This is a genomic window from Piscinibacter sp. XHJ-5 (assembly GCF_029855045.1).
Taxonomy (GTDB): Bacteria; Pseudomonadota; Gammaproteobacteria; order Burkholderiales; family Burkholderiaceae_C; genus Albitalea.
This window is the reverse complement of sequence record NZ_CP123228.1, coordinates 4,218,774-4,231,636: the sequence shown is the minus strand read 5'-3', so window position 1 is coordinate 4,231,636 and position 12,863 is coordinate 4,218,774. Positions and strand designations below refer to the sequence as shown.

Sequence of the window (12,863 nt, the reverse complement as noted above, 5' to 3'; positions counted from 1 at the left end):
GACACGTTCTTCAGTGAGGGGCCTTGCCGAGCAGTTCCTGGGCGTTGCCGATCAGCTTGTCGGCGATGGCTTCGGCGTTCACCTTGAAGCTGCCGTCGGCAATGGCCTGGGAGATGCGGGCGACCTTCTCGGCATCGAATTCGGGCGTCGACGCGCCGACGCCGGACAACATCCGGGCCGCACTCGACAGCTCGACCTGAGCGCTCGCTTCGGTGTCCACGCCGGCGACGGCGGGTGTCTTCTGCGTAGCGTCGCCCGGCGCGGCACGGCCGGTGGAGGCGGGCGCCACCGGGGGTTTGTCTGCGGGACTGCCGATCTTCATGGGGTTCTCCAAAGGCTGGGCACTGGGCCCGACCCGTTCAACATGGACGCTGTATCGACCCGGCTGCGGCTGACTTTAGGACTTTTTTTCAACCCCCCGGACCTCACAGCGACAGCTCCATTCTTCTCTCGCCGACCGGCATGCCGGTGAGCACGCGCCCGCTCTCCGTCTTGACCCGCGCCGGCTGACCCTCCAGGCCCGGCGTCATCGCCTGCCCTTCGCTCGCGACGCTGAAGCCGCTGCCGAGCGCGACGACCTTGACCGTTTCGCCGGCCGCGAACCATTGGCGCGGCTTCAAGTGCGCCTGGCGCAGGCTCTGGCCCGCATTGACCGCGCGGCCCAGGCTGCGTCCGACGACGAGCTCGGGGCGAGTCATCGCCGCCGACGTGTCTTCGGCAAGGTCCACCTCCGCCACGGTGACGTCGTCGGCCGCCAGCACCCGGCCGACGGCCAGCGGCGCTGCGGCCACCAGCGCCTGGGCGTAGACCTTCACGGTGACCGGCAGGAAGACGTTCCACCGGGATTCGCCCTGCACGCAGCGCAGTCCGATGCGGGTGCGGCCCCACAGCCGCGTGCCGGCCGGCAGATGCGGCTCGACACGCTGGCACGGCGCGAGGCGCAGCCGCCCATCGAGCTGCCCCACCTCCACTTCGATCCGCGCGCCGGCGCCCGGCTGCGAGCCCGCGAGCGCGAGCTGGCGAACCTGCTGCTCGACGCCGGCATCCAGCGAGGGCGGGGCGTCGGCGCGCGCCCACGCGCCCGCGAGCGTCAGCATCGCTGCCAGCGCCATGCGAAACGCAATGGACGAGATCGAGCCCCAGGATTCCATGTCGCCACTGTAGGAGCGCGCGGGCAAGCACGACACGCCGAAATGGCGGCCAATCGCCCGCTTATTCCCGCTTAGGTTTCGGGGGTCGCTCAACACAATGCGTCACATCTCTTCATGGGCCCTGGGCCCGGAAGGCACGCAAATGATCAACCGACTCACCGACAACCTCGACTTCCACGGCCAGGCCCTCGGGCTGCGCGCCGAGAGGCAGCGACTGATCGCGAGCAACATTGCCAACGCCGACACGCCGGGCTACGTGGCGCGCGACATGAATTTCGCGCAGGCCCTCCAGCAGGCGACGGGCGCGGCGCAGGCCTCCGGTGCGCTGTCGACCAGCCAGCCGGGCCACATCGCGGCGCCGGCCGGCGCGCGCGCCGAGGCGAACCTGCTGTACGCCACGCCCAGCCAGACCAATCTCGATCGCAACACCGTCGACATGGACCGCGAGCGCGCCAACTTCGCCGACAACTCGGTGAAGTACGAAGCGACGCTGCGCTTCATCAACGGCGGCGTGCGCACCATGCTCGACGCGATCCGCGGCGGCCAATGAAGAGGCAAGGGGGCTGAATCATGTCGATGCTCAACATCTTCAACGTGGCGGGCAGCGCGGTCAGCGCGCAGAGCCAGCGCCTGAACGTCGTTGCCTCCAACCTCGCCAACGCCGACACGGTGGCCGGCCCCGACGGCCAGGCCTACAAGGCGCGCCAGGTCACCTTCCAGACGCAGCTGATGGGCGCGACCGGCGCGGCCGGGGTCACGGTGAGCACGATCACCGAGGACGGCACGCCGGGCCGCCGTGTGCACGACCCCAAGCACCCGAGCGCCGACGCCGACGGCTACGTGACCTACAGCAACGTGAACCCGGTCGAGGAGATGGTCAACATGATCTCCGCGTCGCGCTCGTACCAGAACAACGTCGAGGTGATGAACACCACGAAGACGCTGCTGCTGAAGACGCTGCAGATGGGATCCTGATCATGGCCGTCTCCTCGCTCGGCAACGACCTCACCACCCCGGCCGCCTCGTCCATCACGGCGACCAGCGACGCGGCCAGCGCCGACCGCTTCCTCAAGCTGCTGGTCGCGCAGATGCAGAACCAGGACCCGCTGAATCCGATGGACAACGCGCAGGTCACCAGCCAGATGGCGCAGATCAACACCGTGAGCGGCATCGCCAAGCTCAACGAGACGGTGGAAGGGCTGAACCGCCAGTTCGTGCAGATGCAGGCGCTGCAGGGCGCCGCGCTGGTCGGACGCGACGTGATCGTGCCGGGCAACAAGCTCCACATCGTCGACGGCAACGGGCAGGGCGGCTTCGAGCTCACGTCGGCGGCCGACGCGGTGAAGGTGGAAGTGCTGAACGCCGGCGGCCACGTCGTCGACACGCTGCAGCTGGGCGCGCAGAGCGCCGGCCGCCACAGCTTCGACTGGGACACGAGCAAGGCCGGCACCGACACCAACCTCACGTTCCGCATCACCGCCACCAGCGGCGCGGCAACGCTGTCCTCGGTGTCGCTGATGCGCGACAAGGTCACGGCGGTCAGCACCAGCGGCGATCAGCTCACGCTGGAGCTGGAGCGCACCGGCAGCACGCCCTACGCCTCGATCAAGGCCTTCAACTGATCACTCACAAGGAACAACCATGGGATTCCAGCAAGGTCTGTCCGGACTGAACGCCACCAGCAAGAACCTGGAGGTGATCGGCAACAACATCGCCAACTCCAACACCTACGGCGCCAAGGCCGCGCGGGCGGAGTTTGCCGACATGTACGCCAGCGCGATGAACGGCGCCGGCGCCAACGCCATCGGCATCGGCGTGAGCCTGGAATCGGTCTCGCAGCAGTTCACGCAGGGCAACATCGCGTCCTCGCAGAACCCGCTCGACCTCGCCATCAACGGCGCCGGCTTCTTCCAGGTGACCGACGGCAAGAACCCGACCATGTACACCCGCAACGGCCAGTTCAAGGTCGACCGCGAGGGCTTCGTCGTCAACAGCCAGGGCAACAAGCTGATGGGCTATGCGGCCGACGGCGCCGGCACCATCCTGCCGGGCCAGGCCACGCCGCTGCAGATGCCCACCGCCGGCATCACGCCCAGCCCCACCGACCGCATCAAGCTCGAGATGAATCTCGATGCACGCGCGGCCGTCACGCTGCCGGCCTCGGGCGCGCCGATCGACATGACCGATCCGACCACCTACAACAACGCGACCTCGCTGACGGTGTTCGACGCCAAGGGCCAGGACGTTGCGCTGACCTACTACTTCCAGAAGGCAGCCACCGACACCTGGAACGTCTACATCACCGCCAACGGCACGCCGCTGGCCACCAGCGGCGGCAACCCCGCGCCGTCGACCACCATCGTGTTCCCGGCCAACGGCGGCACTCCGACCTCGCCGGCCGGGACCGTGAACCTCGACATCCCGGCCTCCACCAATTCGGCCGGCGCCGCGACGCTGGCGATCAACGGCGTCGCGCTCAACGTGGCCGGCGCCACGCAGTACGGCTCGCCGTTCGGCGTGACCGACCTGTCGCAGAACGGCTATGCGGCCGGCCAGCTCGTCGGCATCCAGTTCGAATCGAACGGCATCGTCACCGCCCGATATTCCAACGGCCAGTCCAAGCCGGCCGGTCAGGTGGAGATCGCGACCTTCCGCAACCCGCAGGGCCTCCAGCCGATGGGCGGCAACGCATGGGCGCGCACCTTCGCCACCGGCGACCCCATCGTCGGCGTGCCGGGCGACGGCAACCTCGGCGCGCTGCAGTCCGGCGCGCTGGAGGAATCGAATGTCGACATGACGGCCGAGCTGGTCAACATGATCACGGCGCAGCGCGTGTACCAGGCCAATGCGCAGACGATCAAGACGCAGGACCAGGTGATGCAGACCTTGGTGAACCTGCGCTGATGCGGCTGACGGCATGAAGGGACGAAAGACATGAGCCACGCAGCCACGCAGAGCACGGAGATTCTTCTTCGTGGCTCCGTGTCTCTGTGGTGAGTTCTTCCGGCGAAGGAGCACCACGATGGACCGCATGATCTACCTGTCGATGTCCGGCGCGAAAGCGACCATGCAGCGGCAGGACACCCTCGCGAACAACCTCGCCAACGTGTCCACCGTCGGCTTTCGCGCCGAGCTGCAGGCGTTTCGCGCAGTGCCGGTGCAGGGCAGCGGTGCGAGCACGCGGGTGTATGCGCTGGAGAGCACGCCGGGCTACGACGCGAGTGCCGGCAACGTCACCGCCACCGGCCGTCCGATGGACGTCGCGATGAAGGGCAACGCCTGGCTGGCCGTGCAAGGGCTTGATGGCACCGAGGCCTACACGCGAGCCGGCGCGCTCGACGTGTCGGCCGACGGCACGCTGGTCACGCGCAACGGCCTCACGGTGCTGGGCGACGGCGGCCCGATCCAGGTGCCGCCGAACAGCGAAGTCAACATCGGCGCCGACGGCACGGTCAGCGCCAAGGCCAACGGTCGCAGCACGACCGTCGGGCGGCTGAAGCTCGTCACGCCGGAAGCGCCGTTGCAGCGCGGAACCGACGGCCTGTTCCGAGCCGATGCGGACCTGCCCGCGGATGCGAATGCGCGTGTGCAGGACGGCGCGCTCGAAGGCTCCAACGTCAGCGCGGTCGAGACCATGGTCGCGATGATCACCGCGGCAAGGCAGTTCGAGGCGCAGATGAAGATGCTGCAGACGGCCGAAGGCAACGAGAAGACGGCGGCGCAGCTGCTGTCGATGAGCTGAAACCGGCATGTGAGCGAACCGCGAAGGACCCGACACCATGATGCGTTCCCTTTGGATCTCCAAGACCGGCATGGAAGCCCAGCAGACCCAGCTGGACACCATCTCGAACAACCTGGCCAACGTCTCGACCAACGGCTACAAGCGTGCGCATGCGGTGTTCGAGGACCTCATGTACCAGAACCTGCGCCAGGCCGGCGCCAACAGCACCGAGCAGACGACGCTGCCCACCGGACTGCAGGTCGGCCTGGGCACGCGCGCGGTGGCGACCTCGCGCAGCTTCAGCCAGGGCAACCTGCAGCAGAGCTCGAACAACCTCGACATCGCCGTGCTGGGCAACGGGTTCTTCGAGCTGCAGATGCCCGACGGGACCACGGGCTACACCCGCGACGGCTCGTTCCAGGTCAACTCGACCGGGCAGCTCGTCACCAACAACGGCTATCCGGTGAATCCGGGCATCACCATTCCCGCCAATGCGCAGAGCGTGACGATCGGCTCCGACGGCACGGTCGGCGTGATGCTGCCCGGCCAGTCCACGCCGCAGTCGGTGGGCCAGATCCAGATCGCCAGCTTCGTGAACCCCGCCGGCATGGAGCCCAAGGGCCAGAACGTCTTCGTCGAGACGGCCGCCTCGGGAACGCCCAACACCGGCACGCCCGGCCAGAACGGGCTGGGCACGCTGCGGCAGGGCTTCGTCGAGACGTCCAACGTCAACGTCGTCGAGGAGCTGATCGCGATGATCCAGACGCAGCGCGCCTACGAGCTCAATTCGAAGGCGATCCAGACCTCCGACCAGATGCTGCAAAAGCTCGGACAGCTGTGATGAAACGCCTCGCCCTCGTGGCCGCCGCGCTCGCGCTGGCCGGCTGCTCCACGCTCAACCCGCGCCCGCCGGTCGACATCGCCGAGCCGACCGCGGCGCTGCCGCAGCCAGTGGCCGCGCCGGTGATCAGCAACGGCGCCATCTTCCAGGCCGGGCAGTACCGGCCGCTGTTCGAGGACCACCGCGCGCGGCTGGTCGGCGACACCATCACCGTGCAGATCGTCGAGAAGGTCAGCGCCAGCCAGAAGAGCACCAGCACCATCGACAAGAGCGGCAAGCTCAGCGCCGGCATCACCGCATTGCCCGGCATCGCGCCCAACTCGTTCGGCCGCGCGGCCGCCGCCGGCAGCTCGAGCAACAGCTTCGAGGGCAAGGGCAGCACCGAGAACAGCAACGACTTCTCCGGCACCATCACGGCCACCGTGACCGGCGTGCTGGCCAACGGGCACCTGCTGATCGCCGGGGAGAAGCAGATCGGCGTCAACCACAACGTCGACGTGCTGCGCTTCTCGGGCCAGGTGGATCCGCGGGCGATCCAGCCGGGCAACACCGTGCCGTCGGCGCAGATCGCCAACGTGCGCATCGAGCATCGCGGCCGCGGTGCGCAGGCCGAGGCGCAGGGAATAGGCTGGTTGGCGCGCTTCTTTTTGAACGTTCTCCCCATTTAGGTCTGAACAGAATCGGAAACACCTCGCAATGTTTCCGACATGGACCGACTCGAAACCCTTCTGAAGGCACTGGTCGCGCTGGCCTGGCTGATCGCCAGCGCCGCGCTCTGGTGGCCCGCGCCGGCCGCCGCCGCCCGCATCAAGGAAGTCGCCTCCGTGCAGGGCGTGCGCAGCAACCCGCTGGTCGGCTACGGCCTGGTCGTCGGGCTCGACGGCACCGGCGACCAGACCACGTCGACGCCGTTCACCGCGCAAAGCCTGGCCGCCATGCTGCAGCAGATGGGCGTCACGGTGCCGCCGGGCACCAACATGCAGCTCAAGAACGTCGCGGCCGTGATGGTCACGGCGCAGCTTCCGGCCTTCGCGCAGCCCGGTCAGACCATCGACGTCAATGTGTCCTCGCTCGGCAACGCGAAAAGCCTGCGCGGCGGAACGCTGATCGCGACGCCGCTGAAGGGCGCCGATGGGCAGATCTATGCGCTGGCGCAGGGCAATCTCATCGTCGGCGGCGCGGGCGCATCGGCGGGCGGATCCAAGGTGCAGATCAACCACCTGAGCGCCGGCCGCGTGCCCGAAGGCGCGACGGTGGAGCGCAGCGTGCCGACGCCGCTGAACCAGGGCGACACGCTGCAGCTGGACCTCAACGCGAGCGACTTCAACACCGCGCGAGAAGTGGCGCGCGCCATCAACCAGCGCATGGGCGCCGACGTGGCCCTGGCCGTCGACGGGCGCGTCGTGCGCGTGCGCATGCCCGACGCGCCCGGCTCGCGCGTCGCCTTCATGGCGGACATCGAGAACCTCGACATCAACCTGGCCGCCCCGGCCGCCAAGGTGGTCATCAATGCGCGCACCGGCTCGGTGGTGATGAACCAGGCCGTGACGCTGGCAGCCTGCGCGGTCGCCCACGGCAACCTGTCGGTCACCATCAGCTCGACGCCGCAGGTGAGCCAGCCGAATGCGCTGTCCACCGGCGGACAGGCGGTGGTCACGGAGAAGGCCGACATCACGATCGCGCAGCAGGCGGGATCGCTGATCCAGATGCCGGCCGGCACAAAGCTGGCGGACGTGGTGAAGGCGCTGAATTCCCTGGGCGCGACGCCGCAGGACCTGCTCGCGATCCTTCAGGCGATGAAGTCGGCCGGCGCGCTGAACGCCGAGCTCGAGGTCATCTGATGAACCTGCCCTCGACATCCGGCGTCAACCTCGATTCCCTGCGCGCGCGGGCCGCATCCGATCCCAAGGCCGCCATCAAGGAGGCCGCCAGGCAGTTCGAGGCGCTCTTCATGCAGGAGCTGATGAAGAGCATGCGCCAGGCGCAGCAGTCAATGTCGTCCGGCCTGCTCGACAACGCCGGCTCGCAGATGGGGACCGAGATGCTCGACACGCAGTTCGCCTCCAGGATGACCGGGTTGCCGGGCGGCCTGAGCGACGCGATCGCCAAGCAGCTCGAGCGCCAGATGGGCGGCAGCGCGGTCGTGCCGGTCGCGCCGGCCGCGGCCGCCGGTGCGCCTTCGGCGTCCGCGAAGGTCTCGCAGCGCCAGTCCGACTTCCTCAGCCGGCATGGCGACGCGGCGCGCGCCGCCGAGGCGCAGAGCGGCATTCCGGCGGCCTTCATGGTGTCGCAGGCGGCGCACGAGACCGGCTGGGGCCGGCACGAGATCCGCCAGGCCGACGGCACGCCGTCGTTCAACCTGTTCGGCATCAAGGCCGGCGCCGGCTGGAAGGGCAAGGTCGCGGAGGTCACGACCACCGAATACGTCGACGGCGTGGCGCGCAAGGTGACGGCGCGGTTCCGCGCCTACGACTCCTACGCCGAATCGTTCAGCGACTACGCCAGGTTGATGAAGGACAGCCCCCGCTACGGCCAGGTCGTCGCCAACGCTTCGTCGGCGCAGGGCTTCGCGCAAGGCCTCCAGCGCGCCGGCTACGCCACCGATCCGGCGTATGCCGACAAGCTGACCCGCGTCATCAACACCACGCTGCGGCTGCAGCGCAGCACGGCCTGAGGCCTGCGACACCGAGGATCTGACACATGGCCGGCTCCGCATTGATGAACCTCGGCACGCGCGCACTGTTCGCGAACTACGCGGCGCTGCAGGCCACCGGCAACAACATCTCCAACGCCAACACCAAGGGCTACTCGCGCCAGACCGTCGAGCTCGAATCGGCAGGCGGCCAGTTCAGCGGCGCCGGCTTCTTCGGCAAGGGCGTCAACGTGACGACGGTGGCGCGCGCCCACGACGAGTTCCTGACGCGGGAAGCAGCGTCGACCCGCGCGGTGGCCGCCGCGGACGCGGCACGGGCCGAGCAGCTGAAGCAGCTCGAATCCGTGTTCGGCACCGGCGAGGCCGGCGTCGGCTACGCGGCCGGCCAGTTCCTCAACGCTTTCGTCGATGTCGCCAATCGGCCGCAGGACCTCGCCGCGCGCCAGGTGGTGCTGGCCCGCGCCGCCGACGTGGCCTCGCGCTTTCGCGCCGCGGGCGAGCAGCTCGATTCGCTGCAGGCCAACGTCACCGCCGACATCAAGGCCGCGGTGGCGACCGTGAACACGCTGGCGCGCCAGGTGGCCGACCTGAACGGGCAGATCTCGCTGGCGCAGGGCTCGGGCCACGCGCCGAACGACCTGCTCGACCAGCGCGATCGCCTGATCGGCGAGATCTCCTCGTACCTGCAGGTCACGACCATCCCTGCCAGCGACGGATCGATGAACGTCTTCATCGGCGGCGGCCAGCGGCTGGTGCTCGGCGGCGACGTCACGCCGCTCGCGGCGGTGGCCGACGAATTCAACCCGGCCCTCGTGCGGCTGGGCATCGTCGACGGCAGCGGCACGCATGCGATGCCCGACAGCCTGATCACCGGCGGCTCGGTGGGCGGCCTGCTGCGCTTCCAGGCGAGCGACCTCGTCGATGCGCGCAACCTGCTGGGCCAGATGGCGCAGGCGCTCGCCGGCAAGGTCAACGAGCAACAAGCGCTGGGCCTGGGCCTGGGACAGCCGGCGGCAGCGGGCGCCGCCATCTTCGGCACCGGCGCGCTCACCGTGCTGCCCTCCAGCGGCAACGCGATGGCCGGCGGCGTGCCGGTCGCGTCGTACGTCAACGGCAGCGGCACGCGGATGCCCAGCGTCAGCTTCTCCATCGTCGATGCGACCCAGCTGCGCCCCAGTGCCTACGAGGTGACGCCCGATCCCGCCACGCCGGGCAACTACCTCGTGACCCGGCTGTCCGATGGCGTGCAGACCTCGGTGGCCTCGGGTGCCACCGTGGACGGCTGGCAGCTCGGCGTGGTGGCGCCGCTGCCCGCCGCGGGCGACCGCTTTCTGCTGCAGCCGGTGGGCACGGCGGCGCTCAACATGAAGCGCGTGCTCGACGACCCCAAGGGCATCGCCGCCGCATCGCCGGTGACGGCCGCCACCGGCACCGCCAACACCGGCACCGCGACGGTGGCCGGCGTGAAGGCGGTCAGCACCACGCTGAATCCCCAGCTCACCGCGACCCTCACCTTCACCGACGACAGCGGCGCCTACAGCTGGGAGCTGCGCGACGCGACGACCAACGCGCTGGCCAGCAGCGGCACCGGAACGTGGACGGCCGGCCAGGGCATCAGCCTCAACGGCTTCCAGCTCGACCTCAACGGCGTGCCCAGGACCGCCGACACCATCACCGTCCAGCGCACCGCATTCCCGGCCAGCAACAACGGCAACGCGCTTGCGCTGACCGACCTGCGCGAGTTGCGCATGGTGGGGCGCACGCCGTCGAGCAGCGGCGTCACCATCACCGACGCCTACGCCAACGTGATGACCGAGATCGGCGTGCGCGTGCAAAGCGGCGAGATGGCGGCCGACATGTCGGCCACCGTGGCACAGGACGCGCAGGCGGCGGTCAGCGAGAAGACCGGCGTCAACCTCGACGAGGAGGCGGCGCGCCTGATCCAGTTCCAGCAGAGCTACCAGGCGGCGGCCAAGATGCTGCAGGTGGCGCAATCGGTGATGGATACCTTGCTGCAGGTCGCGGCACGGTAGTGCATCACTGAACCGGAAGAAGCACCATGACCCGCATCAGCACCGCCCAGGCCTTCGACTCCGCCCTGCAGCAGCTCCAGCGCCGGCAGACCGAGCTGTCCGAGTCGCAGCAGCAGCTCACCACCGGCAAGCGGGTCAACCGCGCGAGCGACGATCCCACCGCGGCGGCGCGCGCCGAGCGGGCGCTGGCGAGCGTCTCGCGGGTCGAGGCGAACCAGCGCGCCGTCGACGCGAGCAAGGCGCTCATGTCCATGACCGAATCGGCGCTCGGCGATTCCGCCGAGCTGCTGCAGCGAGCTCGCGAGCTGCTCATCGCCGCCGGCAGCGGCAGCAACGGCGATGCGCAGCGGCAGGCCATCGCGCTGGACCTGCGCGGCATCCGCGACCAGCTGCTTTCGATCGCCAACCGCAGCGACGGCGCGGACGGCTTCCTGTTCGGCGGGCAGGGCTCGTCGCAGGCGCCGTTCATCGATGCGCCGGGTGCCGTGCAATACCGCGGCACGGCCGGCCAGTCGCAGGCGGCCGGCCACGAGCAGCTGCCGATCACGCTGGACGGCGGCGCGACCTGGCTCGCGGCGCGCACCGGCAACGGCATCTTCGAGACGCGGGTCAACACCAGCGCCGGCAACGCCTGGATCGATGCGGGCAGCGTCATCGATCCCGCGTCGCTCACCGGCTCGACCTACGAGATCCAGTTCACCGACACCGCCGGCACGATCACCTACTCGGTGCTGCGCGATGGCGTCGCGACCGCGCAGGCCAACGTGGCCTACCAGCCCGGCAAGGCGATCCAGATCGACGGCATGGCAGTGACGGTGACGGGCACGCCGGCCAACGGCGATGAATTCGAGCTGCGGCCGTCGAGTTCGACACTGAGCGTCTTCGACATGCTCGACAAAGCGGTGGCCGACCTGTCCACCGGCAGCAAGCGCAACTCGCAGATCGCGCAGGACAGCGTGATGAACCTGCGCAACATCGACCAGGCGATGACGCGGCTGTCGTCGGCCCGCTCCGACGTCGGCGGCCTGCTCAATCGCATCGACGGTGTGACCGACCGCAACGAAGGCCTGGACTTGCAGGGCCGCACCGAGCGATCAAATGCCGAAGACCTGGACATGGTGCACGCTATTTCCGATTTTCAGAGCAGGCAAAGCGGCTACGATGCCGCCCTGAAGTCGTACTCCATGGTGCAGCGGCTCTCGCTGTTCCAGTACCTGAACAACTGAGTCCAGACCGCCTGAGGGCTGGGAGGCCAATTGACTGATGCGATCCTCGGCCAGGTGGCCCTGGGCTATTCGCCATTCATCGACCGCAACCGCACCGTCACCGCCACCCGGCTGACAGTGTTCCCGCTGAGGCCCGACGCCACGCTCGATGCGTCGCAGCTGTTGCGGGCGGTGGGCAGCGTGTGGCCGGCCGACGGCGCGCGCGTGTCGCTCAACGTGGCCAGCGAGAGCCTGCTGCAGGACCTGCTGAAGGCCGAGCCGACGATCAACGTGATGATCGAGGTGCCGGCGTTCATGGCCTCGGATCCCGCCAACATCGAGCCGCTGCTGGCGCTGCACAAGCACGGCAACACCATGCTGCTGAAGGGCCGCCCGCTGAAGGAGCTGCCGCGCGAGGTGCTGCCCTGCTTCAAGTATTCGATCATCGACCTCGTCGACGACCGGCGTGCCACCGAGGGGCCGCATGCGCCGAACGGCGCAGTGCGCAGCATCTCGCACGTGCAGGCGGGCATCGCCAGCATCGCCGAGATGGAAGCCAGCTTCAATCGCGGCGCGGCCGCGGTGCTGGGTTGGCCGATCGACGATGCGGTGGCGATGTCCACCGCCGGCGGCAAGCCGGCCGGGCAGACCGACCTGCAGGTCATCGTCGAGCTGATCAACCGCGTCGACAAGCAGGAGCCGATCGAGAAGCTCGAAGGCACGCTCAAGCGCGATCCGTCGCTGGCGTTCAAGCTCATGCGCTACATCAACTCGCCGGCCTTCGGCTTGTCGGTGGAGATCAGCTCCTTCCGCCACGCGATCATGATGCTCGGCTACCAGCGCCTGAAGCGCTGGCTCGCGCTGCTGCTGGCCACCGCCAGCAAGGACACCAACCTCAAGCCGGTCATGTTCGCCGCGGTACGCCGCGGCCTGCTGATGGAAGAGCTGGTGCGCGGCAGCGGCGACGACGAGATGCGCAACGAGATGTTCATCTGCGGCGTGTTCTCGCTGCTCGACCGCATGTTCAAGCAGCCCTTCGCCGACCTGATGCGCACCATCCCCGTGCCGCAGCGCGTGTTCCAGGCGCTGGTGGAGAACACCGGTCCGTACCAGCCGTACTTCGACCTGGTGAAGGCGGTGGAGAGCGAGTCGCTGTTCGATTTCCGCGCCGCGGCCGACAACCTGATGATGAGCGTCAGCGAGATCAACCGCGCGCAGCTGCGCGCGCTCACGACCGCGGCCGAGCTCGACTGACAGAC

General features: G+C 68.8%; 14 protein-coding genes. 12 read left to right on the top strand and 2 right to left on the bottom strand.

Translation table 11 applies throughout. The annotated features are described in order from the left end of the window. Nucleotides 1-10: 10 nt before the first annotated feature. Complete coding sequence (gene flgM / locus P7V53_RS19945; RefSeq protein ID WP_280151259.1) at nucleotides 11-322, bottom strand: flagellar biosynthesis anti-sigma factor FlgM; 312 nt, start codon at nucleotides 320-322, stop codon at nucleotides 11-13. A gap of 103 nt (nucleotides 323-425) precedes the next feature. Next, nucleotides 426-1,151, bottom strand: coding sequence for a flagellar basal body P-ring formation chaperone FlgA (gene flgA / locus P7V53_RS19940; protein WP_280151258.1), 726 nt, complete (start codon nucleotides 1,149-1,151; stop codon nucleotides 426-428). Nucleotides 1,152-1,293: 142 nt separating this feature from the next. On the opposite strand from flgA, the gene flgB reads away from it, so the two are divergent. The 12 genes from flgB to P7V53_RS19880 all read left to right on the top strand — a co-directional run bounded on the left by flgB (nucleotide 1,294) and on the right by P7V53_RS19880 (nucleotide 12,858). After that, nucleotides 1,294-1,701 carry a flagellar basal body rod protein FlgB gene (gene flgB / locus P7V53_RS19935; RefSeq protein WP_280151257.1) on the top strand — a complete coding sequence of 136 codons (408 nt, stop codon included), beginning with the start codon at nucleotides 1,294-1,296 and terminating at the stop codon, nucleotides 1,699-1,701. Nucleotides 1,702-1,721: 20 nt separating this feature from the next. Continuing rightward, complete coding sequence (gene flgC, locus P7V53_RS19930) at nucleotides 1,722-2,126, top strand: flagellar basal body rod protein FlgC (protein WP_280151256.1); 405 nt, start codon at nucleotides 1,722-1,724, stop codon at nucleotides 2,124-2,126. 2 nt (nucleotides 2,127-2,128) lie between these two features. Beyond that, nucleotides 2,129-2,773: a flagellar hook assembly protein FlgD gene (locus tag P7V53_RS19925; protein WP_280151255.1), complete on the top strand. Its 645-nt coding sequence runs from the start codon at nucleotides 2,129-2,131 to the stop codon at nucleotides 2,771-2,773. Nucleotides 2,774-2,792: 19 nt separating this feature from the next. After that, the gene (flgE, locus tag P7V53_RS19920; RefSeq protein WP_280151254.1) at nucleotides 2,793-4,055 is read left to right on the top strand and encodes a flagellar hook protein FlgE; all 1,263 of its coding nucleotides are present in this window, start codon (nucleotides 2,793-2,795) and stop codon (nucleotides 4,053-4,055) included. 118 nt (nucleotides 4,056-4,173) lie between these two features. Further along, complete coding sequence (gene flgF / locus P7V53_RS19915) at nucleotides 4,174-4,893, top strand: flagellar basal-body rod protein FlgF (RefSeq protein ID WP_280151253.1); 720 nt, start codon at nucleotides 4,174-4,176, stop codon at nucleotides 4,891-4,893. A 37-nt stretch (nucleotides 4,894-4,930) separates the two neighbouring features. Next, the gene (gene flgG / locus P7V53_RS19910; protein ID WP_280151252.1) at nucleotides 4,931-5,713 is read left to right on the top strand and encodes a flagellar basal-body rod protein FlgG; all 783 of its coding nucleotides are present in this window, start codon (nucleotides 4,931-4,933) and stop codon (nucleotides 5,711-5,713) included. Then, nucleotides 5,713-6,381 carry a flagellar basal body L-ring protein FlgH gene (locus P7V53_RS19905; RefSeq protein WP_280151251.1) on the top strand — a complete coding sequence of 223 codons (669 nt, stop codon included), beginning with the start codon at nucleotides 5,713-5,715 and terminating at the stop codon, nucleotides 6,379-6,381. Before flgG ends, P7V53_RS19905 begins: the two co-directional genes overlap by 1 nt. 39 nt (nucleotides 6,382-6,420) lie before the next feature. Beyond that, complete coding sequence (locus P7V53_RS19900) at nucleotides 6,421-7,554, top strand: flagellar basal body P-ring protein FlgI (protein WP_280151250.1); 1,134 nt, start codon at nucleotides 6,421-6,423, stop codon at nucleotides 7,552-7,554. Further along, nucleotides 7,554-8,387, top strand: coding sequence for a flagellar assembly peptidoglycan hydrolase FlgJ (gene flgJ / locus P7V53_RS19895; protein ID WP_280151249.1), 834 nt, complete (start codon nucleotides 7,554-7,556; stop codon nucleotides 8,385-8,387). Before P7V53_RS19900 ends, flgJ begins: the two co-directional genes overlap by 1 nt. A gap of 26 nt (nucleotides 8,388-8,413) precedes the next feature. Beyond that, a complete protein-coding gene (gene flgK, locus P7V53_RS19890) occupies nucleotides 8,414-10,399 on the top strand; it encodes a flagellar hook-associated protein FlgK (protein WP_280151248.1) in 1,986 nt (661 codons plus the stop codon). Between the two features lie 26 nt (nucleotides 10,400-10,425). Next, on the top strand, nucleotides 10,426-11,625 hold the full coding sequence (gene flgL / locus P7V53_RS19885) for a flagellar hook-associated protein FlgL (RefSeq protein WP_280151247.1): 1,200 nt from the start codon (nucleotides 10,426-10,428) through the stop codon (nucleotides 11,623-11,625). Nucleotides 11,626-11,655: 30 nt separating this feature from the next. Continuing rightward, entirely contained in the window at nucleotides 11,656-12,858 is a 1,203-nt protein-coding gene (locus P7V53_RS19880; RefSeq protein WP_280151246.1) for an HDOD domain-containing protein, read from the top strand. The last annotated feature ends 5 nt before the right edge of the window (nucleotides 12,859-12,863 follow it).

Coding starts and splice junctions, on each gene's coding strand:
- P7V53_RS19905 (WP_280151251.1), top strand. CDS start 5,713: ATGAAACGCCTCGCCCTCGTGGCCGCCGCGCTCGCGCTGGCCGGCTGC.
- flgK (WP_280151248.1), top strand. CDS start 8,414: ATGGCCGGCTCCGCATTGATGAACCTCGGCACGCGCGCACTGTTCGCG.
- flgG (WP_280151252.1), top strand. CDS start 4,931: ATGATGCGTTCCCTTTGGATCTCCAAGACCGGCATGGAAGCCCAGCAG.
- flgA (WP_280151258.1), bottom strand. CDS start 1,151: ATGGAATCCTGGGGCTCGATCTCGTCCATTGCGTTTCGCATGGCGCTG.
- flgE (WP_280151254.1), top strand. CDS start 2,793: ATGGGATTCCAGCAAGGTCTGTCCGGACTGAACGCCACCAGCAAGAAC.
- flgJ (WP_280151249.1), top strand. CDS start 7,554: ATGAACCTGCCCTCGACATCCGGCGTCAACCTCGATTCCCTGCGCGCG.
- flgF (WP_280151253.1), top strand. CDS start 4,174: ATGGACCGCATGATCTACCTGTCGATGTCCGGCGCGAAAGCGACCATG.
- P7V53_RS19900 (WP_280151250.1), top strand. CDS start 6,421: ATGGACCGACTCGAAACCCTTCTGAAGGCACTGGTCGCGCTGGCCTGG.
- P7V53_RS19925 (WP_280151255.1), top strand. CDS start 2,129: ATGGCCGTCTCCTCGCTCGGCAACGACCTCACCACCCCGGCCGCCTCG.
- flgC (WP_280151256.1), top strand. CDS start 1,722: ATGTCGATGCTCAACATCTTCAACGTGGCGGGCAGCGCGGTCAGCGCG.
- flgL (WP_280151247.1), top strand. CDS start 10,426: ATGACCCGCATCAGCACCGCCCAGGCCTTCGACTCCGCCCTGCAGCAG.
- flgM (WP_280151259.1), bottom strand. CDS start 322: ATGAAGATCGGCAGTCCCGCAGACAAACCCCCGGTGGCGCCCGCCTCC.
- flgB (WP_280151257.1), top strand. CDS start 1,294: ATGATCAACCGACTCACCGACAACCTCGACTTCCACGGCCAGGCCCTC.